General features: G+C 63.1%; 20 protein-coding genes and 1 pseudogene. 9 read left to right on the top strand and 12 right to left on the bottom strand.

What is annotated here, in order from left to right; all coding sequences use genetic code 11:
* Positions 1-40 precede the first annotated feature (40 nt).
* The 3 genes from HUN39_RS02995 (at position 41) to HUN39_RS03005 (ending at position 3,533) form a co-directional block, all read left to right on the top strand.
* Entirely contained in the window at positions 41-1,537 is a 1,497-nt protein-coding gene (locus tag HUN39_RS02995) for a CoA-acylating methylmalonate-semialdehyde dehydrogenase (protein WP_175093016.1), read from the top strand.
* Positions 1,538-1,539: 2 nt separating this feature from the next.
* Positions 1,540-2,415, top strand: a complete 876-nt coding sequence (mmsB, locus tag HUN39_RS03000; RefSeq protein WP_175093017.1) for a 3-hydroxyisobutyrate dehydrogenase — start codon at positions 1,540-1,542, stop codon at positions 2,413-2,415.
* A 110-nt stretch (positions 2,416-2,525) separates the two neighbouring features.
* Positions 2,526-3,533: a DUF4331 family protein gene (locus tag HUN39_RS03005; RefSeq protein WP_175093018.1), complete on the top strand. Its 1,008-nt coding sequence runs from the start codon at positions 2,526-2,528 to the stop codon at positions 3,531-3,533.
* 68 nt (positions 3,534-3,601) lie between these two features.
* Here the strand turns inward: HUN39_RS03005 and HUN39_RS03010 are convergent, their stop codons facing one another.
* The 6 genes and pseudogenes from HUN39_RS03010 to ppsA all read right to left on the bottom strand — a co-directional run bounded on the left by HUN39_RS03010 (position 3,602) and on the right by ppsA (position 9,274).
* Entirely contained in the window at positions 3,602-4,144 is a 543-nt protein-coding gene (locus HUN39_RS03010) for a DUF992 domain-containing protein (RefSeq protein WP_175093019.1), read from the bottom strand.
* A gap of 204 nt (positions 4,145-4,348) precedes the next feature.
* The gene (locus HUN39_RS03015; RefSeq protein WP_175093020.1) at positions 4,349-4,486 is read right to left on the bottom strand and encodes a hypothetical protein; all 138 of its coding nucleotides are present in this window, start codon (positions 4,484-4,486) and stop codon (positions 4,349-4,351) included.
* Between the two features lie 90 nt (positions 4,487-4,576).
* A pseudogene (locus HUN39_RS03020) lies at positions 4,577-4,731 on the bottom strand (DUF3309 family protein).
* Positions 4,732-4,975: 244 nt separating this feature from the next.
* Entirely contained in the window at positions 4,976-5,470 is a 495-nt protein-coding gene (locus HUN39_RS03025) for a cupin domain-containing protein (protein ID WP_175093021.1), read from the bottom strand.
* A gap of 165 nt (positions 5,471-5,635) precedes the next feature.
* Positions 5,636-6,706, bottom strand: a complete 1,071-nt coding sequence (locus tag HUN39_RS03030) for a sodium:proton exchanger (protein WP_175093022.1) — start codon at positions 6,704-6,706, stop codon at positions 5,636-5,638.
* Between the two features lie 105 nt (positions 6,707-6,811).
* Positions 6,812-9,274 carry a phosphoenolpyruvate synthase gene (gene ppsA, locus HUN39_RS03035; protein ID WP_175093143.1) on the bottom strand — a complete coding sequence of 821 codons (2,463 nt, stop codon included), beginning with the start codon at positions 9,272-9,274 and terminating at the stop codon, positions 6,812-6,814.
* Between the two features lie 320 nt (positions 9,275-9,594).
* On the opposite strand from ppsA, the gene HUN39_RS03040 reads away from it, so the two are divergent.
* Positions 9,595-10,116, top strand: a complete 522-nt coding sequence (locus HUN39_RS03040; RefSeq protein ID WP_175093023.1) for an ABC transporter permease — start codon at positions 9,595-9,597, stop codon at positions 10,114-10,116.
* 194 nt (positions 10,117-10,310) lie between these two features.
* Here the strand turns inward: HUN39_RS03040 and HUN39_RS03045 are convergent, their stop codons facing one another.
* The 3 genes from HUN39_RS03045 to HUN39_RS03055 are packed head-to-tail and all read right to left on the bottom strand — an operon-like array spanning position 10,311 to position 13,975.
* Complete coding sequence (locus HUN39_RS03045; protein ID WP_175093024.1) at positions 10,311-10,700, bottom strand: hypothetical protein; 390 nt, start codon at positions 10,698-10,700, stop codon at positions 10,311-10,313.
* Positions 10,701-10,703: 3 nt separating this feature from the next.
* A complete protein-coding gene (locus HUN39_RS03050) occupies positions 10,704-13,256 on the bottom strand; it encodes a cbb3-type cytochrome c oxidase subunit I (protein ID WP_175093025.1) in 2,553 nt (850 codons plus the stop codon).
* 11 nt (positions 13,257-13,267) lie between these two features.
* A complete protein-coding gene (locus HUN39_RS03055) occupies positions 13,268-13,975 on the bottom strand; it encodes a cytochrome c oxidase assembly protein (protein ID WP_175093026.1) in 708 nt (235 codons plus the stop codon).
* Between the two features lie 132 nt (positions 13,976-14,107).
* Between HUN39_RS03055 and HUN39_RS03060 the strand changes: the two genes are divergently transcribed.
* The 3 genes from HUN39_RS03060 to HUN39_RS03070 all read left to right on the top strand — a co-directional run bounded on the left by HUN39_RS03060 (position 14,108) and on the right by HUN39_RS03070 (position 16,814).
* Positions 14,108-14,584, top strand: coding sequence for an MgtC/SapB family protein (locus HUN39_RS03060; protein WP_175093027.1), 477 nt, complete (start codon positions 14,108-14,110; stop codon positions 14,582-14,584).
* 137 nt (positions 14,585-14,721) lie between these two features.
* Positions 14,722-15,687, top strand: a complete 966-nt coding sequence (locus HUN39_RS03065; RefSeq protein ID WP_175093028.1) for a mechanosensitive ion channel family protein — start codon at positions 14,722-14,724, stop codon at positions 15,685-15,687.
* A gap of 50 nt (positions 15,688-15,737) precedes the next feature.
* The gene (locus HUN39_RS03070; protein WP_175093029.1) at positions 15,738-16,814 is read left to right on the top strand and encodes an AI-2E family transporter; all 1,077 of its coding nucleotides are present in this window, start codon (positions 15,738-15,740) and stop codon (positions 16,812-16,814) included.
* A 48-nt stretch (positions 16,815-16,862) separates the two neighbouring features.
* Here HUN39_RS03070 and HUN39_RS19115 read toward each other — a convergent pair whose 3' ends face one another.
* A complete protein-coding gene (locus tag HUN39_RS19115; protein WP_332310719.1) occupies positions 16,863-17,771 on the bottom strand; it encodes a methyltransferase regulatory domain-containing protein in 909 nt (302 codons plus the stop codon).
* The gene (locus HUN39_RS19540; protein WP_332310714.1) at positions 17,657-18,454 is read right to left on the bottom strand and encodes a class I SAM-dependent methyltransferase; all 798 of its coding nucleotides are present in this window, start codon (positions 18,452-18,454) and stop codon (positions 17,657-17,659) included. Before HUN39_RS19540 ends, HUN39_RS19115 begins: the two co-directional genes overlap by 115 nt.
* A gap of 1,108 nt (positions 18,455-19,562) precedes the next feature.
* On the opposite strand from HUN39_RS19540, the gene HUN39_RS03080 reads away from it, so the two are divergent.
* Positions 19,563-21,254, top strand: a complete 1,692-nt coding sequence (locus HUN39_RS03080; protein WP_232365873.1) for a YadA family autotransporter adhesin — start codon at positions 19,563-19,565, stop codon at positions 21,252-21,254.
* A gap of 27 nt (positions 21,255-21,281) precedes the next feature.
* The gene (locus HUN39_RS03085; protein WP_232365874.1) at positions 21,282-21,848 is read left to right on the top strand and encodes a hypothetical protein; all 567 of its coding nucleotides are present in this window, start codon (positions 21,282-21,284) and stop codon (positions 21,846-21,848) included.
* Between the two features lie 64 nt (positions 21,849-21,912).
* Here the strand turns inward: HUN39_RS03085 and HUN39_RS03090 are convergent, their stop codons facing one another.
* Entirely contained in the window at positions 21,913-22,170 is a 258-nt protein-coding gene (locus HUN39_RS03090) for a GCG_CRPN prefix-to-repeats domain-containing protein (RefSeq protein ID WP_175093032.1), read from the bottom strand.
* Between the last annotated feature and the right edge of the window lie 9 nt (positions 22,171-22,179).

Here is a 22,179-nt window from a genome sequence, read left to right on the forward strand (position 1 = left end):
GCGAGATGACATCGGCCGGACGCGCCTTAGATGAGCGAACATGGAAGAGCTTTCGCATTTTATCGGCGGACGCCGGGTTAAGGGAAAGTCCGGCCGGTTCAGCGAGGCCTATGAGCCGATGACGGGCGCGGCGATCTCGCGCGTGCCGCTCGCCAGCCGCGACGAGGTGCGCGAGGCGATCGCCGACGCCGCCGCGGCGCAACGCGTGTGGGCGTCGGTCAATCCGCAGCGCAGAGCCCGCGTGCTGATGAAATTCGTCGATATCGTCGGGCGCGAGAAGGAGAGGCTCGCGGCGATTCTCGCGCGCGAGCACGGCAAGACGCTCGCCGATGCACAGGGCGAGATCCAGCGCGGCGTCGAGGTCGCCGAATTTTGCATCGGCGTTCCGCATCTGATGAAGGGCGAATTTACCGATTCCGCGGCGGCCGGCCTCGACGTCTATTCGATGCGCCAGCCGCTCGGCGTCGTCGTCGGCATTACGCCTTTCAATTTTCCGGTAATGATTCCGATGTGGAAATTCGCCCCGGCGATCGCTTGCGGCAACGCCTTCATTCTAAAGCCCTCCGAACGCGATCCAGGCGCGCCTTTGTTTCTGGCCGAACTGATGCTCGAAGCCGGCCTGCCGCCGGGCGTGCTCAATGTCGTCAACGGCGACAAGGAAGCGGTCGACGCGCTGCTCGAAGACCCTGAAGTCAAGGCCATCGGCTTCGTCGGTTCGACGCCGGTCGCCGAATATGTCTACTCGCATGGCGCCGCCCACGGAAAACGCATGCAATGTTTCGGCGGCGCAAAAAACCACATGGTGATCATGCCTGACGCCGACCTGGATCAGGCGGTCGACGCCCTCATCGGCGCCGCCTATGGGTCGGGCGGCGAGCGGTGCATGGCGATCTCGGTCGCCGTGCCGGTCGGGGAAGAAACCGCCGACGCGCTGGTCGCGCGGCTTGAGCCGCGGGTCGAAAATCTGCGCGTCGGGCCTTCGACCGATCCTTCAGCCGATTTCGGTCCGTTGATCACCCGCGCGCATCTGGAGCGGGTCAAGGATTACGTCGCGCTTGGCGTCGGGGAGGGGGCCAAACTCCGCGTCGACGGACGCGGCTTCAAAATGCAAGGCTATGAGAACGGCTTCTACATGGGCGGATGTCTGTTTGACGAGGTGCGGCCGGAGATGCGGATCTACAAGGAGGAAATCTTCGGTCCGGTGCTCTGCGTGGTGCGCGCGCGCGGCTTCGACGAGGCGCTATCGCTGGCCAATGATCACGAATATGGCAATGGCGTCGCGATCTATACCCGCGACGGCGACGCCGCGCGCGAATTCGCCTCCCGCGTCGAAGTGGGCATGGTCGGCGTCAATGTGCCGATCCCGACGCCGCTGGCCTATTACACCTTCGGCGGCTGGAAGCGCTCGATGTTCGGCGATCTCAATCAGCATGGGCCCGACGCCATCCGCTTCTATACAAAGACCAAGACGGTCGCATCGCGCTGGCCGGGCGGCGTCAGGACGGGCGCGAGTTTCGTCATGCCGACCTTGTCGTAGCCGTGATGCGAGCGGCTTTCATCGGTCTGGGCAACATGGGCCGTCCGATGGCGGCGGCGCTGGCGCGCGCCGGCGTTGAGACGCGAGGATTCGATCTCAACGCCTCGCTCGTCGAAGCCGCCGCCCGGGAGGGCGTCGCCGCCGCAGGTTCGTTGCGCGAGGCGATCGAGGGCGCTGACGTTGCGATCACCATGCTGCAAAGCGGCGATCAGACGCTTGCCGTCTGGCGCGAAATCGCGCCTCAAGCGCGTGGCAAACTCCTCATCGACTGCTCCACGATTGACGTCGGCAGCGCGCGCGCCGCGCATCGGCTGGCGCAGGAGAGCGGCGCGCTCTCGGTCGACGCGCCGGTGTCCGGCGGCGTCGCCGGCGCGAAAGCGGCGACGCTGACTTTCATGTGTGGCGGCGAGGCGGAGGCGTTCGCCGCGGCGAGGCCGATCCTCGAGCACATGGGCGCGCATGTGCTTCATTGCGGCGGCGCCGGCATGGGGCAGGCGGCGAAAATCTGCAACAATCTCATGCTCGGCATCACGATGATCGCGACGGCCGAGGCCTTCGTCCTCGCGGAAAGGCTCGGCCTCTCGCACAGGGCGCTGTTCGACGCGGCGTCGATCTCCTCGGGCCAATCATGGTCGCTCACGACCTATTGTCCCGTGCCGGAGATGACCCCCGCGTCGCCCGCGAACAATGACTACAAACCCGGCTTCATGACCGCCCTGATGCTGAAAGATTTGCGACTCGCGCAGGAAGCCGCCGCGCAGGCCGGGGCGGCCTCTCCGGTCGGGGCCGTCGCGACGCAGCTCTATGCGCTGCATCAGTCTGCCGGCCAGGGCGGCGCCGATTTTTCGAGCATCATCAGACTGATTCGCGGCGAATAACAATTTCAAACAATCTTGATGTTGAAACAAACACGACATAGCGTGCGCCCGCAGGCGCTCAAAACAGATCAGCCGCACATTCTCTTCCACGTTTTTAACGGAGGCGACACGTGTCGAATCATTTTACGGGCCTTAGTCTTGGTCCGCCGCTCGGCGATCAAAGGTTGGACCTATGCGATCTTTACGCCTTTCAGTCTCCAAGCGATCCATCTCGGACGGCGATCATCCTCAACGCCAATCCCGCTTGCGATGAATTTCATCCCGACGCCATCTACCGGCTCAATATCGACAATGACGGCGATTGCCTGACGGATATTGCGATCAGCTACGTGTTCTCGCCCAAGCAGAACGGCAGGCAGACCTTCGACGTTTACCTGGCGCGCGGGGCAGAGTCGCATTCTCCCGAAGCCGTCGGCGAGAAGATCGTTTCGGGCGCGGAAGTCTCGTTCGGGCCCAAGCCGAACATCGTGCGATCAGGCGATTTCACCTTCTTTACAGGCGTTCGCAGCGACGCGTTCTTTTTCGACTACGACGGCATTCTGGCCTTGTACGACACGTCCGGCGGCAGAAATTTCACGGCGCCGCATCTGGGCGGCAAGTCTCCCTGGACCGGCAAGGATTCAAACACCGAAGCCAATGTGCTTTCGACGGTCGTCGAAATGCCCACAAGCGCCCTTGGCGGCAATCCGGCGGTCAGAATCTGGGGACGGTGCAGCGTGCGCGAGGACGGCAAGCTGATTCATGCCGATCGCGCCGGCCATCCGTCGGTCAGCAGCTTCTTCAATACCGACGAAACAAAGGAAGAATATAACGCCAGCGAACCCGTCAACGACCGCGCGCGCTGGCTCGAGCTGTTCATCCATCTGATGGGCCATACCGGCGACTACACGAGGGATGAAGCGATTACGGCAATCGACGCGCATGGCATTCTGCCCGATATGCTGAGCTTCGATCCCACTAAGCCCGCGGGCTATCCCAATGGCCGCACCTTCGCCGACGACGTCATCAATTTCCGGTTGTCCTTTCTCTCGAAGGGCGACATCCCGCCGGATGGGCTGGAGCCGCATACCGACACTTTGAAAGAGTTCCCCTATCTCGGGACGCCGCACTCGAAGTAAATCGCGGGCGCAAAAAAACGGGCGCGCTGGCGGCGCGCCCGTTTTTCTGTCCGTTGCGTCGTCGGAGATTACCGATGCGCGCGGGTTTTCTTCGGCTTGGCGGCCGGCGCGAGCGGCGGCGGCGGCGGGGTCACCGGCATATATTGCAGGCTGACATTGCCGATGCCGGCGGAAACATTGAGGCCGGTGCCAAGGGAGACGGACACGGGCTGCAGGGAGATGGTCTTGTTCGAGCCGCCGACAAGGACCGCGCCGCCGGCGCCGGCGCCGACGGCGACCGACCCTTCTGCGCCGACATAGTCTCCGGCCAGCGCGCCAGGCGCCACGCTGTTCGTGGCCGCGAGAACCGTCCAAATCATCTGGCCCGGACCGCTGATGCCGATATTGGCGCCGACGTTGGTCAGCCTGCCGATGTAATGCTGGGGCGGGCTGCCTTTAGCGTCCGTGTAGACGCAGTCGAGCGCCTGATTCTCCATGATGATCATGCCGACGCCGCCGGAGACATGGCAGAGAAGGGTGCCGACTTGCACCGACTGAGCCATGGCGGCGCTGGACGACAGCGCGATGAAAGACATCGCGCACATCGCGCGGCCGAGCGAGAAATGAGACATTATCGAACTCCAATCGATGGGTGCGGAACTTAGCCGCGCGGCGGGACTTTAATGGCGAAAAATACAAAAAGTAACCCCGCAGCGAATCCCTTGGGCAGTCACATGAATATTTGCGCACAGCGGATCGCGCCCAAGCCGAGCGGGCGTGGGTTCGCGCCGGAGCGATCCGACGCCGAAACGCCAGCGCCGAATTTCGTACGCGGATCAATGCGCGGGCGCGGAGTTCGACGCGCCGAGCCGGACGCGGCGCAAGAACCAGGTGAGCGGGATGATCGTCGCTGCGACGAGCGTCAGGGCGTAGAAAACGTCGATATAGGCAAGATGGGACGCCTGCGTTTGCATCTGCCGGCCAATCCAGATGATCGCCTGCCGCCGCGCCTCCGACGCCGTTCCGCCGAGCGCGAGAAAATGCGCCGCGCCAGCTCCGAATTGCTACAGCCTGCCGATAAGCGCCATCACGACGATGATGGCGAGCAGGTGCCGACAATGCCGCCGGGGCCATATCCCCATTGAGAGCTATAAGGCCATGTCGGCAGGGCGCCGATAAGCAACAACAGTAGAACGACGATGAGGACGGTCGAGAGCATGGCTCAACTCCGCTTGTCCGCGCGCTTCACTTGCGCGACAGTTTCAAAGCGCAACTTTCACGCTCGAATAATGTTCCTCGCGAGCTCTGGGCGCGGAAGAGGGCGCAACGGCCCTGCTTGCTTTCGGTTGCCCTGGGCCTAGGTTTTTACCGAGAGGCGGCCGCTGCCAGCGGTAGCCCTACACGGAACGGCTCGCGACCTCGGATGTAAAGGCGCGAGCCGTTTTCTTTGAAGCGTTTTCCGCTTAGCGCACAGGCGCTCCCGCAGGCGCAATATTCAGCCGCGGGTCGTCTTTCGGATCGTAATAGTCGATCTGCCAAGGACCGGTGGCGTTGATCTGGAGCACTGAATCCTCGTCGACGAAAACATAATGCAGCACGCCGGCGGGCATTGAAATGAAGCTTCCCGCCGGTAGGTTTTCGACCGTGGCGCGGTCGGCCGCCTGCCCTCGACCGAAACTGAATGCGCCGGAGATGATCGTGACGAACTCGGCTTTGGAATGCGTGTGTGGCGGCACCCGATAGCCTTTCGGCGCTTTGATCCTGACGACGAAGTCGCCTTCTCGGCTTGGATCTCCGTACAGCACCGCCATTTCGGCGCCGCCCGGCAGCGAACTCGGCGCCAGCTCCCATTTCATGTTCTGCGGAAGAAATACGCGATGCGCTTCGACTGCGCCGCCCTGGGCCGCTCCGCCGCAGGCGAGGACGCCAGCGACGACGATCGCTATTGTTGTTTTCATGAGTCCCTCCCACCGCCGCGATCTGTTTTCCCGCACGACGCCAAGCCGCGTCGGCTCTGCGGCGCCTTCAGGGCGAGAGATATAGGGCGAGAGCGACTGGGCTCATCCCTTCGCGGCCGGAAAAAGCATAGAATTGAAAAGGCGTCACGTTGGCGCCGGCCGGGGCTAACCCCACCAGAAGATCGTCGCGACAATGACGTAAAGACCAACCAGCGCGGCCCCGTCGACCATGTCCGCCCGGCCGTCGACGGTGACCACCGTGACCACGAGCACTGAAAGAAACATGGCCGCCGCAAGAATCGGCGGAATGGCGAGCGTGAACGGCGCCGCGCCGCCCATCGCAAAGCTGACGAGCACCAGAATCGGAATAAGCGCCACGGCGACCTGAAGCGCCGAGTTCAGAATGACGCTGACCGCGAGATCGGCCTTGCCCTGAGCCGCGAGCCGAATTCCAACGACGTTTTCGACGGCGTTGCCGGCGATGGCGACGATCACGAGGCCCGAGAAGGCTTCGCTGACGCCCAGCGTTTCGATCGCTGGACCGAGCGCGTCGACAAACCAGTCCGAGACGAAGGCGGCGCCGCCGCCGCAAGCCGCGAGAACGCCGATCGCGGCGCCGAGCGACCATGCATGCGCGCGCGCATGGGTCTCGGCCGGCAGCGCGCGCTGTCCCTGACTGAGCATCGCATGGGTGAGCACAACGAAAACGAAAAGAAGCACGACCGCGCAGACGACGGCGAGCTCCTGCTCATGCGCGCCGCTCGGCAGGTGCAATTCCTGAGCGAGCGTCGGCAACACCAGCGCCGACACCGCCAGCAGAAGCAGCGTCGCGATCATTCGCGGCGTCTGACTTTCGAAGTGAAGGACGCCGACCCTCCACCCGCCGCTGATAAAAGCGAGGCCCAAGACGAGAAGCGCGTTCGACAGAATGGAGCCGATCAACGACGCCTGCACGACGGTCAGCAGTCCGGCCCTGAGCGCGAAGATGCAGACGAACAGTTCGGGGAGATTGCCGACCGCCGACTGAACAATGCCCGTCGCCGCCGGCGAGAGGTGATTGCCAAGGTGATCGGTGGCTTCGCCGATCACATGCGCGACGCTCGCCAGGGCCAAAGCCGAGGCGATGAAGTTTACGATGGGTCCGGAGTCGGTGAAATGCAGCGCCGCGGCGACTCCCACAAGTCCGGCCGCTGGAGCCATCGTCGCGAGGACTTTCCGGTTGGCGGCTGCGCTCATTTGCTTTTCCTTTATTCGGCGACGCGCGCCACAGCCCGTCGACGCCTTGCGCGGGCGCCGAGGGTGGATGGCGATCTAGACAATTCTAGAAGATGCGCTCGGCGGTCAATCCACCTTTCGCGGCTCTCGACCGAGACGCTTCTCCAGGTCGACGATGCGTCTTGTGGTCTGCAGCACCGTGTCGGGATTGAGGCTGATCGAATCGATTCCCAAGCGCACGAGGAACTCAGCGATCTCTGGATAATCCGAGGGCGCCTGGCCGCAAATCCCGCAGTGACGTCCGTTTCGCTTTGCGCCCTCGACCGCCAATCGAATGATCTCCTTGACGCCTTCGTCGCGTTCGTCGAAGTCGAAGGCGACGATTTCGGAGTCGCGGTCGACGCCAAGCGTCAGTTGCGTCAGATCGTTCGAGCCGATCGAAAAACCGTCGAAATATTTGGAGAACTGATTGATAAGCATGACGTTGTTCGGAATTTCGCACATCACGTAGATCTCGAGCCCGTCCTTGCCGCGTTCGAGACCGAGCTCGCGCATCAGCGCAATGACCTTTTCCGCTTCTTCAATCCGGCGGCAGAAGGGAATCATCAGCTTGACGTTGGTCAGACCCATCTCGTCGCGCACGCGGGTCATCGCGGCGCATTCGAGCGCGAAACCTTCCCGGTAAGCAGGGTGCGCATAGCGCGACGCGCCGCGAAAGCCAATCATCGGATTGGCTTCCTGCGTTTCGAAAACCTCGCCGCCGAGCAATGAGGCATATTCATTGCTCTTGAAGTCGGACATGCGCACGACGACAGGCTTTGGATAAAACGCCGCCGCGATCGTGCCGACGCCTTCGGACAGGCGCTTCACGAAGAATTCGCTGGGGCTCGCATAATTGGCGGTCAGTCGCGCAATTGCGGCGCGTTCGCGCGCGCCGAGCCGCTCCGGGTGAACGAGCGCCATCGGATGCGCCTTGATCGAGTCCGCAATGATGAACTCCATGCGCGCAAGGCCGACGCCATCGTTCGGCAGCGCCGCAAGGCCGAAAGCGATGTCGGGATTGCCGACGTTCATCATCACATGCGTGGCGGGTGTCGTCAGAGTTGAAAGATCGACGCTCTCCACCTCGAAGGCGATGGGCCCCTCGTAGACCTTTCCGACGTCGCCCTCGGCGCAGCTCACCGAGATCATGTCGCCGGTGCGAATGAGTCGCGTCGCCGCGTCCGTGCCGACGATTGCCGGAATGCCAAGTTCGCGCGCGACGATCGCCGCATGGCACGTGCGACCGCCGCGGTTCGTCACGATGGCGGCGGCCGATTTCATCACCGTTCCCCAGTCGGGCGACGTCGTATCGGCGATGAGGATCTCGCCCGGAACGAATGTTGAAAGCTCGCTGGCGCGCTCGATCACGCGCGCCTTGCCGCTAGCGATCCTTGCGCCGACCGCGCGTCCTTCGACTTTCACCGCGCCGTGCTTCGTCACCTTGTAGATTTCAGCGATGTTCCGGTCGCGTCGGGACGCGACGGTTTCGGGGCGGGCCTGAACGATGTAGAGCTGGCCGTCGAGACCATCCTTGGCCCATTCGATGTCCATGGGGCGGCGCGCGCCGGCTCTGGCGCTATAGTGGTCCTCGATCTCGATCGCCTGGCCGGCGAGCGTCAGCGCCTCTTCGTCGGAGATGCAGAATTTCTCTCTTTCCTTGGCGTCGGTGGGGATGTTGCGCGTCGTCGTCCGGCCCCGGTCCGAAAAGACCATCCTGATTTTTTTCGCTCCCAGCGCGCGCTTCAAAATGGCGCGCTTGCCCTGCCGATAGGTGGGCTTGAAGACGTAGAATTCGTCCGGGTCGACGGCGCCCTGCACGACGTTTTCGCCAAGGCCATAGGCGCCGGTGAGGAAGACAACGTCCTCGAATCCGCTTTCGGTGTCGATCGTGAAGATGACGCCGGACGCCGCCAAATCCGAGCGCACCATTTTCATCACGCCGACGGAGTTGAACACTTTGAAGTGATCGAATCCGTTGTCGATGCGATAGCGGATAGCGCGGTCGGTGAAGAGGCTCGCAAAGCAATGACGGATAGCGTCGAGAACGGCGGCGGGGCCGCGCACATTGAGATAGGTGTCATGTTGTCCGGCGAAACTTGCGCTCGGCAAATCTTCCGCCGTCGCCGACGAGCGCACCGCGACCGTCAAATCGGCTCCATATTCGTCGGTGAGGCGGGCTAGGGCGGTGCGGATTTCGGCCTCGACGTCCGGGGGCGTCTGCGCGCCATAAACGATGTCGCGGGCGCGCGCGGCGCGCTTGGCGAGATCATCGACGTCAGACGGGTTCAATCCGTTGAGCGCCTCTTTAAGCGCGGTCCAGACGCCCGCTTCATCGAGCGTATAGCGATAGGCTTCGGCGGTGACGGCGAAGCCATTGGGCACCAGGATGCCCTTGGCCGTCAGCTCCCGGTACATTTCGCCAAGCGAGGCGTTCTTGCCGCCCACCAGCGGCACGTCGGCGATGTCCACCTCGTTGAAAAAACGAATAAATTTCCCCGATGCCGAATTCGCCGGCTTTGTCTCTTTGGAGTTGGTGGAGTCGGTCATTTTATTCATGACGAGCTCTTTTGGTAAGGGAGCGAGCGTGAGGTCCCTGGGCTATTGCGCCAAAATTATTACAGCTGCGCGGTGATATTGAGCGCTTACACAGAATTTGTGTGAACAAGGCACGTTTTCAGTCGCATCGGCGCTCTTATTAGCTTAAGCATTGGCCCCTGGAGGCCGATCTGTCCTAGGAAAAACGCTTACCCCGCTGGTTATGGTTAAAACTTGACCTAATGGTCGAGATTTGGCCGGATTCTTGACCATAATAGGAATCTGATTGGATGGCTGGCCCAACTCAGTTCGTGCGATGGCGGGAGGCGCAAATGGATTCGCTGGATCTGGATCAGGTGATGGACGAAATCATCCCGAGAGGGGACAACAGGCCGCTGGCGCCGCCGGCGCCGAACTTTCCTGTCCGTCAGCGGCCTCGCGCCACTGACGACGCCACGGCGGCGCTGGACCTCGTGTCCCAGGCCGCCGCGGCGATCAAGGAGCTCGAAAAGCAGTCCGCTCAGGCGGTGGCGCGCGCGCATAGCGCCGCCAATGTGGTGAGAGAGAAGCTGGAGCGCGCGGAAGACCGCGGCGATCGCGCCGAAGCCGCGTTGCGCAAATCGGAGTCAGAAGCCGCCGAACTCTCCGCGGCCCTCATTCAGACGCGGAAAGATCTCGACGGGGTGCAGTCGCAGCTCGCGGCGAGGCAGGCCGAACTGGCGGCGATGGAGCAGCGGGCGGTCGCGGCGGAGAAGCGCGCCAGTGAGGCCGACGCCTCCGTTCAGAGGATCGTCGACGCGATACGCACGCAGCTTCCGGTCAAGGTCGCTGAACAGGCAAAGCCTGCGGCCTAGAATCCAGAACTTGGACGCCGGAGGGTCGCGAGCGGCGTAGGCTAATCCGGCGGTCTGAGAATTGACGAGTGGGCGCGCAAACCGGCGTCAGATGCTCCACTCCTTTGGCGCAGCGGGCAGCGCGTCAGCGCCGGTATGCTCAGGCGCAGCGCCCGCGGCGCCATCCTCCCGCACCTTTTACTATCTCGGCGACTTCATCGCAGCGTTTGGCAGGGGGCGATAAAGAAAGCTGCAAGGCTCGACCACACCACGCCGGCGCTCGACAGCAAGATGAGCAGCAACGTCGCATACATTTGAAATTCCGCCGACAGGGCGGCGTCGCCGTCGCGCTCCATCACATAGCGACGCCAGCGGCGCGCCGCGCGCGCGAGGAAAACAAGAAGCGCAAGGGCTGCGCCGCCCGCCCCGATCACACTCGCCCGTATGACTTGCGGCTCGCTGGACCAGCCGAGCACGCACATCAGCGTGTGCCCGCCATAGACAAAAAGAAAATGCAGGCCCCAGACGATGGGACCGGCGAGTAGAAAGGCGATAATCGTCGTCAGAGACCAGCGAGGATGCTCAGCCTTGCTTGCGCGCGACATCGTCTACTCCAGCATTCGCGGAAATCCATAAATGAGCAGAAATCCGAGGAGACCTTGCGCGGCTGTGTAGTAAGCCAGCAGCGCCGCGCTTTCGAATGATACGCGTCGCTGCGCATCGAGTTTCCCCGTGACGAGACGCGCCAAGGCGAATCCGGTCATCACCGCGACAGTCGCCACGAGCTGACCTGTCAAGACGATCTCCAAATACACCATCGCGCCGTAAGAGTTTTCCCCCGGCCGCAGGCCGGATCGCCATTGCGCAAAGCCTTCTATCCCGACGCCGGCGATGAGGCACAGCGCGCCGGCGATCAACAGAAGCGCCGCCGAAAGGCTGATCGAACCGGGCTTTGGAAGCGCACGGTCGGCCATCCTGAACGCAAGGATGCTGAGAAGCATCAGCGACGCGCCGCTCGCCGCCCAGCGCAGCTCCGGAAGCGGCGACGCGCCAACGACGGGCCAGACTTGCGGGCTGACGGTCCAAAGATAGAGATAGGAGAAGACGAAGGTGATGTAGAGCGATCCGGCGACGAGAATAAGCACGATCATCGCCCACCAGGCGTGCGACGAGGGTCCGGACATATAGGTGGGCAGACTGATCCCGCCGCCGATCTCCACCCGTCCGCGCGGCGGCGGATCGAGCTGCCAGCACCAGACGAGCGTGGCGAAAACGGCCAAAGCGCCGCAGACGAGCGCGATCGCAACGGCCTTTACCGTCAGCAGCAGAAAGAAGGCGGCCGTGAAGATCGCGGAGAACATATGCGCCCAGCCGGGTCCCGGCATTTCCAGTAGATATTCCGGTCGGGCCTCAATGGGCGAGGTGACGATCGTCTCGCGCCGTCCGGTTGCGGCGTTCGGCAGATAATATGCCCCCGCCGCGACGTCTTCGGCGAGATTGGGCTGATCCCATAGAGGGTAGCGACTCGTCACGATCGGAACGCTGCGCATCGAATAGAGATCGCTCGGTAGCCACTCCAGCGTTCCGGCGTCCCAGGGATTGGTCTGCGCTTTCTGCGTCTCCCAGTCGCGCTGGAAGCGCACGAAAATATCGACGACGAACACGAGCACGCCGAGCGCGAGAATGAAGGCGCCGATCGTCGATAGCATATTGAGCGTGTCCCAGCCCATGGCGCTTGGATAGGTCCAAACCCGTCGCGGCATGCCGAGGAGACCAGAGATGTGCATGGGGAAAAAGGCGACGTTGAAGCCCACGAACATCAGCCAGAACACATAGCGTCCAAGGCGCTCCGAAAGTCGGTTCCGGCTGATCATCGGATCCCAGTAATAGAAGGTCGCAAAGAGCGGAAACACCATGCCGCCGACGAGCACGTAATGAAAATGCGCGACGACGAAGTAACTGTCATGCGCCTGAAGATCGAAAGGGACGATCGCAACCATCACGCCCGTCAGACCGCCGATGGCGAAGATGAAAAGAAATCCGAGGATGAACAGCGACGGCGTGGAGAGTCTGAATCGATCGCGCGACGAGGCGATGGTCGCGATCCATGAGAAGACCTGAATGCCGGAGGGAACCGCGACCGCCATGCTCGCGGCCGAAAAGAAACCGAGGCTCAGCGCCGGTATGCCGGTGCTGAACATGTGATGCACCCACAGGCCGAAGCTGAAGAAGCCTGTCGCGATCAGCGCGACGACGATCAGCCGGTATCCGATCAGCGGCCGTTGCGCCATCGTCGGCACGATCATCGAGACGAGACCGGCCGCCGGTAGGAAGATGATGTAGACCTCGGGATGCCCGAAAAACCAGAAGAGGTGCTGCCACAGCAACGGATCGCCGCTCTGGGCCGCATTGAAGAAGGGCCAGCCGAAGGACCGCTCGATCTCGAGCATCATCGTCGCGAGGATCACGGCGGGGAAGGCGAAGACGATCATCGCCGCAAAGACCAGCATCGACCAGCCAAAGAGCGGCATCTTGTCGAGCGTCATTCCCGGCGGCCGCGTGCGCAGCATCCCGACGATGATTTCAATCGCGCCGGCGATCGCGGATATTTCGATGAAGCCGATGCCGAGCAGCCAGAAATCGGCGTTATCTCCAGGCGAAAATCTTGTCAGCGTCAGCGGCGGATACATGAACCAGCCGCCGCTCGGCGAAAGGCCGTAGAAAATCGTCGAGAAGAACACGAGGCCGCCGATGACATAGGCCCAGACGGCGAAGGCGCTGAGCCTTGGAAAGGGCAGGTCGCGTGCGGCCAGCATCTGCGGCAGCAGGATGACGCTCAGCGCCTCCATCACAGGCACGGCGAAAAGGAACATCATCGTCGTGCCATGCACGGTAAAGATCTGGTTGTAGAGATCCTGTCCGATGAAACGATTGTCGCCGTGCGAAAGTTGGACGCGCATGATCAGCGCCAGCACGCCCGCGAGCAGAAAGAACAGAAAGGCCGCGCCGATATAGATGACGCCGACGAGACTGTTGTTGATCTCGCTGATTTTTCGCCACCCTGGCGGATAGGCCCAGACGCGCTCAAGCACTTCAAGTTCGCCTGGCGGCCGCGGCGTTTCGTTTGGAAGGCGCTTCGGGTCGCTTTGTCCTTCAGGCATGGGCGCGCGCTCTAGGCGCCGTCCGGGCGATAGGTCCGCGCGCGCGAGCGATTGTCCTCCATGTCAAGAAGCCACCGCGAGGCGATGGAGACCCCGGTGAGGACATAGCTTGCCGGGCAGGCCGCCAGCATCAGCAAACCGGCAAGGCGCTGATCCGCCAACATTGTCTCCGTGGTCGCTCCCCAACTCGCAGCGCTTGTGTCGAGAACGCGCGGCGCGAACACGAGAAGCACGCCAAGAAGGCAGGCAAGCTTGCCGGTGATCGCGAGCGCCGCGACTCCGCGCCAACGCGCGACGCCGGTATCGCCGAGAATCGCCAGCCAGAACAGCAGGGCGGCCGCCAGCAGCGACGCGTGCATCAGGAGATGCGCGGTCGGATGCCGCTCGACATAGGCCGACGCCCCCGGCGCATGCCACGCATAGAGCAGGGCAAGCTGCGCCACGGTCACAATCGCCAAGGCGCGACCGGTCGCAAGGACCGGCGCCGATGTGAAATGCATCCACAGCACAGCCAGAAAAGGCGCGAGCGCGCTCATGAGCAAAATGTGCGTCGCCATGTGAGACGCGCGAGGCCCGAGGCCCGGACCCGCGGAAGCGGCAAGTCCGACGGCGCAGACGACAATCCCCGCGACGACGATCTTCGACCGCGAGTCCCAAGCGGCTTGGGCGGGGCGCGCGCCGTCCGCCGTCGATGCAATCGCCAATTTCGTTCTGCTCATCGCTTCGTTGGTGCGAGTTATGAATAGGGACCATATTGGCCAGCGCGCCAGTCAATCCAGAGCTTGCGGCGGCTATTGAAACGTCTGCCCCGTCGCCTACTGTGTAAACTTGGGGCGGCAAGCGGCGTAGACGTGGACAAATTTCAGATACTTCCCCATCTCGCGGCGCTTGCCGGCGCCTATGCGCTCGCATTGCCGATCGGCTGGGATCGGGAGCGACAGGAGCGCAGCGCAGGGCTCCGTACCTTTCCGCTCGTCGCTCTTGCCTCCTGCGGATTTGTCCAGGCGGCTGAGCAATACATGCCGAATTCGCCTGACGGCATGGCGAGAATCATCCAAGGCGTGATCACCGGAATTGGTTTCATCGGCGGCGGCGCCATTCTCAAGCAGGGCGCCATGGTCAAGGGAACGGCGACAGCGGCGAGCCTGTGGGCCACAGGCGCTATGGGCGCCGCGGTCGGTCTCGGCAGCTACGACGTTGCGGTTGCGATCGCGATTTTCACTTTTGTGACGCTCAGGGCGATCACGCCGCTCGAAAATAACGTGCCGGTCGACGACGATTCGCGCGCAAACAAAGATTCCCGCGTGAACAAAGATCCGAGTTCATAGAATTTACAGCTGCGTCGCGGTTTCGCTCACGCAGAAGCGCCGCGACGCTGGGGAACTGCGTGGGCAGCGCCGGGAACATCGACGACGCCTCGGGGTTCTATCGCCTGACGAAACGGGACTGAATCATGGAGTTTCAGTTGGACGCAGCCTGGGAGCGGCTTCAGAACATTTGGCAGGGGTTCGTCGCATTTCTGCCGAACCTTGCCTTCGGACTCTTGGTCTATTTCGTCGTTTACCTGTTCGCCCTGGGCGTCGGACGCGGCGTCGCAAGGGTCGCGACCCGTTCGGGACAGCCTCGACACATCGTCAAGATTTTTTCCAGGCTGGGGCGCGGCGCCGTTAACCTGATCGGCGCGATCATCGCCCTGTCCGTTATCCTTCCTTCGCTCGACGCCGCTTCCGTGTTCGGCGCCCTCGGCATTGGCAGCGTGGCCTTCGGCTTCGCGGCGAAGGACATATTCCAGAATATGCTCGCCGGCATACTCTTGCTGGTCACGCGGCCATTCCATATCGGCGATCAGATCGTCAGCGGCCCGCATGAGGGAACCGTTGAGGACATTCAAATCCGCGCGACTCTGCTGCGCACCTATGACAGTCGCCGCGTCGTGATTCCGAACAGCGAGCTTTATACCAATCGAGTCGTGGTCAATACCGCCTATGAGGCGCGCCGAATCCATCTCATGATCACGATCGGCGTGAGCGACGATGTCGACAAGGCGGGCGCAGTCATCCTTTCCAAGATCGCGAAAGTCGACCGCGTGCTGCACGAGCCGAAGCCTGTCGTGCTGTTCCAAGGCCTTGGCGATTTCGGCGTCAATCTGGAGGTCCGCTACTGGATCCAGCCGACGATCATGCGCGAGGTCGTCGAATCGACCGACGAAGTCTATCGCGCCATTGCGCCGGCTTTGACGGCGGCCGGCGTCGACATGCCGTTCCCGACCTATCAGATCCTCTTCCACGATCAGACTGAGGAAACAGACGGGGAGCGCGGGCGTCAGCGCGAAGGTTGGCCGCCGCCGAGCGGAACTGCGGCGCCGCGCAAGCAAAGGCGCGATCAGGCGGCGACGCCGACTCGAGCCGGCGAATTGTTTCACAGCGGCTAGGCGCGTCCTGCGCCGGCGGCTTTGTTTTCAATGAGCCTGTGGAGGGCGGAATGGATCATTCGCAGCAAACGCAATCGGTCGCGCAGACGAGACTGCTAGCGATCATCGCCTTCTTGCTCGTCGCCTTTGCGTTGAGACAAACCTATCCCGTGACGATGCCGCTCGCGGCGGCCTTTGTTGTGATCGCCGCTGTCTGGCCGGTCAAACCATGGCTGCAGCGCTATGTGCCGGAGACGCTCAGCAACATCGGCACGATTCTGGCGCTGCTCGCGGTGCTGGCGGCATTCGCCGGCGCCATTTCCTTTTCCGTCGCTCAGATCGGGCAGGCTTTTGGCGAAAATTCTGAAAAGCTGCAGCAGCTCTACGAAAGGGTTTCCGCTTGGGTGCAGAGCTGGGGCGGCTCCCTCGGCGGATTCGGCGGCTACGGCCGGATGATCGACTTCGCACAACAGGCGCTCACGAGCGTCTACAACATCATTGCCTATATCGGCGTCATTGGCGTGCTTGTCGCCTTCGGCCTTCCCGAAGTCACGCTGCTGCGTAAGAAAATCGGACAGCAACTGGGCGGAAACGAAAGACGCGAACTCGTCGACGCCGTTGATTCGACCGCGGTGAGAATTCGCCAGTATCTCTGGGTGACGACCCTCACAAGCGCAATCACCGCGGCGGCGACTCTCGTCTGGTCGCTCGTCCTTGGCCTCGATCTGGCGCTGGTCTGGGCGCTGCTCAATTTCCTGCTGAATTACATTCCGGTGATCGGCAATATCATCGGAATTCTGCCCCCGACCCTCTACGCAATCATGCAATTTGACGGTTGGGTGACCGCGGCGGTCGCGTTCATCGGTTTCGCAATCATCCAGATTGTAATCAGCAACTTCATCGCGCCGACGCTTCAAGGCCAGCGCCTATCGCTCACGCCGATGGCGGTCATCGTGTCGCTCTCGGTCTGGACATGGATATGGGGCATCGCCGGCGCATTGATCGCCGTTCCGCTGACCTCGGCGCTGATCATCCTTTGTAAGCATTTTCCCAGCGTCCGTTGGATTGCGACGCTGCTCTCGGGCGATCAGGCGGAGAGCGCCGCCTCGCCGGAGGAATCCGAGATGGCCGCTCGCCGCTCCGCCTGATGGCGCGGTCGAGTCGCGGCTGATCCGCCCTCGACCTTGGAGGCGTCCTCAGGCGACGAGGCAGGCGTTGCTCTGCAGGTGGCCAAGGACGCGATCGACGTGTTCGGCGGCGCAGACGGCGACATCGGCCGGTTCGACCACCGTCTGACCGGCGCGCTGGAAAGTCACGCGGCCTGCATCCGCCGCGGCGATCGTCGCGGCGATCAGGGCGTCGCGGTCGTTGCCGCCGTCGAGCAGCGGCGTCACCACTTGAGCGATGATGTCGAGCCGAATCGGCTCGTGGCGGAGATTGGCCGAGTGCAGAACGCCAGCGGCCGCGTCGGCCCGCAGCATGGGGCAGGCGATAGGCTTTGCCGAAAGCGCGCGGGCGATCCGCAGGGGTTCCGTTGAGCCCGTCAAGAGACCGACAAGCGTCATGCGCATCAGCGCGTCGGCGATTCTGGATCGCATCGCCTCGTCGACGGAGGCGCCGCGCAGCTCCATTGCCGCGACGAGCTCGTCGATTGAACTCGAATCCGGCAGGCGCGCGACAAGCGCTTCGATGGCCTTCCGCACGCCAGGATCCTGTGTGGAAAACCAGGCGCCGCCGCCGTCAGCGAAAAAGGCGTTGCCGTCCGCTTCGCACGAAAAACCAAAGTCCGGCCGCGCCAGAAAATGTAGATCTTGGAGCGCATCGGGCGTCACTGTGCGGACGCACTTGCCTTCCCGCTCTTTATGGATGAGCAGGGTCTGGTGGAACGTCCGGCCGGTGAAAATGTCCATATGCTGCTCAAGCGACACCTGATTGTCGCCCGCCAGCGCGCGCAGCAAGGGCGCCGCCGCCGGATTCATATTTTCGGGCATCATCGTCGAAAGCCCCGCCTCGCCGAGATAGGCCAGTCCGCGGCCACCGGCGCTCGCCATGAACTCGGAGAAACTGCACGGCTCGTTGCAGTCCTCGAGAAATTCGTGGCCGATGTAGGAGTCGTCCGCCATGCGCAAATTGGCGGCTTCGGCGCGGAAAATACTGCCCCAGGTGGTCTCCGCCGGCGTGTTCTGCTCGAGAAAGGACAGCATTTCGCGGGCGCGGGCGACGCGCTCGCGCAGCGAGCCATGCGGCCCGACGTGCAGCCCAGCGCGTCGCGTAAGGTCTGTCGGAGCCGCCATCCCGGCTGAACATTGTAGCTGATGAAGGCGACGCCGTTCGGCGCGAGGTTTTCGCGGGCGATCCGCAGAATCGCGTCGCGCACCTGCTCGGGCACCCAGCTGTAGACGCCGTGACAGATAATATAGTCGAAGCCGCCGTCCTTGGACCGAAGGTCGGTCAGGCTCTGGCGGCGCAGATTGACGTTGGACAGTCCGAGCGCGGCGATTCGGTGCTGGCCCTCCTCGATCTGCCGCTGCGACAGGTCGACGCCGAGAAAATAGGCGTCGGGGTGACGGGCCGCGAGCGGAATGAGATTGCCCCCGGCCGCGCATCCAAGCTCCAAAACGCGGGCGCGGGAGAGATCGGGGGCCGTCAGCTTGAAGATGCGGGCGACCGCGCCGAGCCGCGCCGGATGCGTCTGCGGAAAGGGATGCGAGACATAAGGAAGATCGTCGTAGGAGGCGGCGTTACGCGCAATCGCCGCCTGCACGGCCGTCCCGAAGTGAGTCGTCATCAGCAAGTTTCCGAGCGTAAAGGAGTTTCATTCTCCCTTTCGGTCGGCGGATTTGCAATGACGCGCGGCGATTCCCGCAAAACGGGAGTAATAATCACGCCTTACTTCCCATCGTGGTCGATACGGCGGTTTGAGGCGCGCCAAGCGCTCAATTGAGGCGCGCATAGCCAAAACGAAAATAGGTGAATTTCTTCAGGTATTTGACGTATTTTCAGTCACTTCCGCACTGTCTCCCAATTATCACAGCGGCCGGAAATGTGGCCAAACCGAGCGCCAAAGGTGTCGTTCGTCGTTGACTGTACATGCCCGTATAAATTGTAAACATCACGATCACTCTTCCCGCGGCTTGGCAGATTCGCGGCTCGGTGCTCATCGCAGTCTAGGAATTGGGGAACTGTTCGTGGCCAAACTTTCTCGGAAACTCAGCATGTCGAAAAATGGCGCCATCGCGCTTCGTCGCGCGCTCATGGGCGGCTCGGCCGCTGTTGCGATGGGCGCGGCGTTTGCGCCGACTTCGGCGAGCGCCGCGGTCTGCGGCAATTCATTCGGCTCCGCCGCTGCGTTTACTTCCTTTGCCTGCGGATTTCTCGACAATGCGTCGGGAGCCGTGTCCGCGGCTTTCGGCATTGGCAATACTTCCTCTGGGGCAGGTTCGGCGGCGTTCGGCAACACCAACACCGCGTCTGGGAACCTTTCGTCGGCCTTTGGCATCGGCAATACCGCCTCTGGGCTCGGCGCCGCTGCATTTGGCAACAGCAACAACGCCATCGGAGCTGGCTCTGCGGCGTTTGGCGTTCTGAACACCTCGTCGGGCCTCGGTTCCTCGGCCGTTGGCGTCGGCAACCTTTCGAAGGGCGATCTGTCGACGGCGATCGGCAATCTCAATGAGTCGAATGGCGCTGGCTCCGCGGCGATCGGCATCAGCAATACGTCCAACGGCGTCGGCTCCTCGGCGGTTGGCGTCGGCAACACCTCGAACGGACTTGGCTCGTCGGCGGTTGGCACAAAAAACACCTCCAACGGAGCTGGGTCTGCGGCAATCGGCGTAGGCAACACCTCGGATGGAGTTGCCTCGGCGGCGATCGGCGTCGGCAACAAATCGACCGGATTGGGTTCTGTCGCGCAGGGCGTCGGCAACACCGCGTCGGGGCCGCTGTCTGTCGCGCAGGGCGTCGCCAACACTTCCGCGGGAACGGGCTCCACTGCGGTGGGCGTGGCGAATTTCGCCAATGCGGACGACTCCACCGCCGTCGGCAATCTGAATTTCATCACCGCCGCGTCGACCAAGGCGACCTCGGTCGGTTCCTTTAACGCGATCGACGGCGAAAACTCGACCGCTGTCGGCACGCTCAACGGCATCCTCGGGAAGAACTCCACTTCTGTCGGCGCCAAGAACCTCGTGGTGGGAGACAGGTCCACCATCGTCGGCACGACCAACGCCGTCATCGGCGATAATTCCAGCGCCTTCGGCACGGTCAACGGCGTCATTGGCGACAACTCCGCAGCCATGGGCGCCTTCAACGGCGCGGTTGGGGACGGTTCGCACGCCGTTGGCACGCTTAACGGGGTGATCGGCGACGGCTCGAACGCGGTAGGCACGATCAACGGCGTGATCGGCGACGGCTCGAATGCGGTCGGCACGGTCAATGGCGTGATCGGCGATGGCTCGAACGCTTATGGAACGATCAACGGCGTCATTGGCGACAAATCCACCGCGGTCGGCAACACCAACCTCGTCGCCGCCGACACCGCGCAGGCCTTTGGCTCTGGCAATCTGGTCACCGGCGACAGCGGTACCGCCGTCGGCACGGGCAACGCTGCGTTGGGCGACAATTCCTTCGCCGCGGGCGTGGGTTCGAAGGCGATCGGCACGAACGCGATCGCCATCGGCAACAACGCGCAGGCGGGCGCCAATGGCGCCAACGCCATCGCGATCGGCACGAACGCGAAAGCCACCGACTCGGTCGCGATCGGTCTCAATTCGACCGCGTCGAATAACGGCACGGCCGTCGGCGACTTCTCGAAGGCGACGGGCAAGGCCTCGAACGCCTATGGGTTCGGCTCCACGTCGACCGGCTTGGGCTCCTCCGCGACCGGCGCGTTCTCGAACGCGAGCGCCGCTGGCGCCACGGCGTCTGGCGCGTTTTCAAACGCCAGCGGCATCGGCTCGACGGCGAACGGCGCGTTCTCAAACGCAAGCGGCGTGGCTTCCACGGCTATGGGCGTCGGCGCCAACGCCTCTGGGGTGGCCTCGACGGCGCTCGGCGCCGGCTCCTCGGCTGCATTTGCCGGCTCGACGGCGATCGGCGCCGGCGCAGTCACCACCGCTCCGAACCAGATCGTGCTCGGCACGGCGGCCAACACCCTCCAGGCGCCCGGCATCACGTCTGCCGCGAGCCTGGCCTCGCAGACCGCGGCTTTCGCGGATGGGACGACCTCGCATTTCACGACCACTGACGCTAACGGAAATCTCGCGACTTCCAACTTCGGTCCGCGGGACATCCAAGTTCTTCAGGCCGGCGTCCTTGGCCTGTCGCAGAGCGTGTATGACCTCGGAAGAGGGGTGCAACGCGGTTACGAGGGCACGGCGGTCGCCGTCGCGCTCGGCGGCGCCAGCTACCTGCCGGACAACAAGTTTTTCTCGGTCACCGGCAACTTCGGCACCTTCCGTGGTCAGTACGGCCTTGCCGCTCAGGCGCAACTGCGCGTGAACGAATGGGCGGTGGTCAACGCCGGCATCGGCGCGGGCCTCAAATACGGCGGCGTCGCTGGCCGCGCCGGCGTGACGCTGGCTTGGTGATCCATGATCGTAAGGATCACGCACATAATGCTCGCGGCCTTTATGGCCGCGAGTTTCTCTCCGACGATGGCTTCGGCGCAGTCGCCTAAGCCGGCGCCTAAGCCTGGGCCGTCGAGGCCGGCGCAGGCGCCAAGGCCCGCTGATATCGACAAGAACGGGGTTCTGATTCTCGTCCGCTCGACTCTGCTCGCGCTCGATCAGGCCAACAAAACCGGCAATTATACGGTGCTGCGCGACCTTGGAGCCCCGGGCTTCCAGACGAACACGGCCGCGCGGCTAGCGGAAATTTTCGCCTATCAGCGCAACCAACATCTCGACCTGTCAGGCGTCGCCGTCTTGGAGCCGCAGCTCAGCATGCTGCCGCAAATAGAGTCGACGGGCATGATGCACATGGCGGGATTTTTCCCCTCCGTGCCCACGCAGATCCGCTTCGAACTGCTCTATGCGCCGGTCCAAGGCCAGTGGAAGCTGTTCGGCCTCTCGGTTTCGCTGGGATCTTCGGCGCCGGTGGCGCCAAGCGACGCGCCAGCCCCGAGCGCCGCGGAACAGCCAAAAGGCGGGACGGGACTTCGCACCTCAAAGCCAAAGACCTGACGGCGTTCGGGAGGGGCGCCGGCAAAGCGCCGGGACGGTTCGCCATCCCGGCTTTTCGCTGAGCTTAGTTTGGCCAGCAGCGGCGGCCGTAGGGGCCGAGATGGAAGCCGCGCGGGCAGGCGCGACCGACGCCGTATCCTCCCCATTGTCCGCCCCACCGACACCCGCCATAGGGACCGCGATGGCCGTAAGGCCCGCAACCGCCATAGACTTGCATGATCGGCGCGCCCGCCGTCTCACTCGGCGCGACCGGCATGGCGGCGTGGGCCGGCGCGGCCAATGCGGCCGCGAAAACCAGCGCGAGACCCGTCCTCGATTTCATCTCCAATCT

Source organism: Methylocystis silviterrae, from assembly GCF_013350005.1.
Taxonomy (GTDB): Bacteria; Pseudomonadota; Alphaproteobacteria; order Rhizobiales; family Beijerinckiaceae; genus Methylocystis; species Methylocystis silviterrae.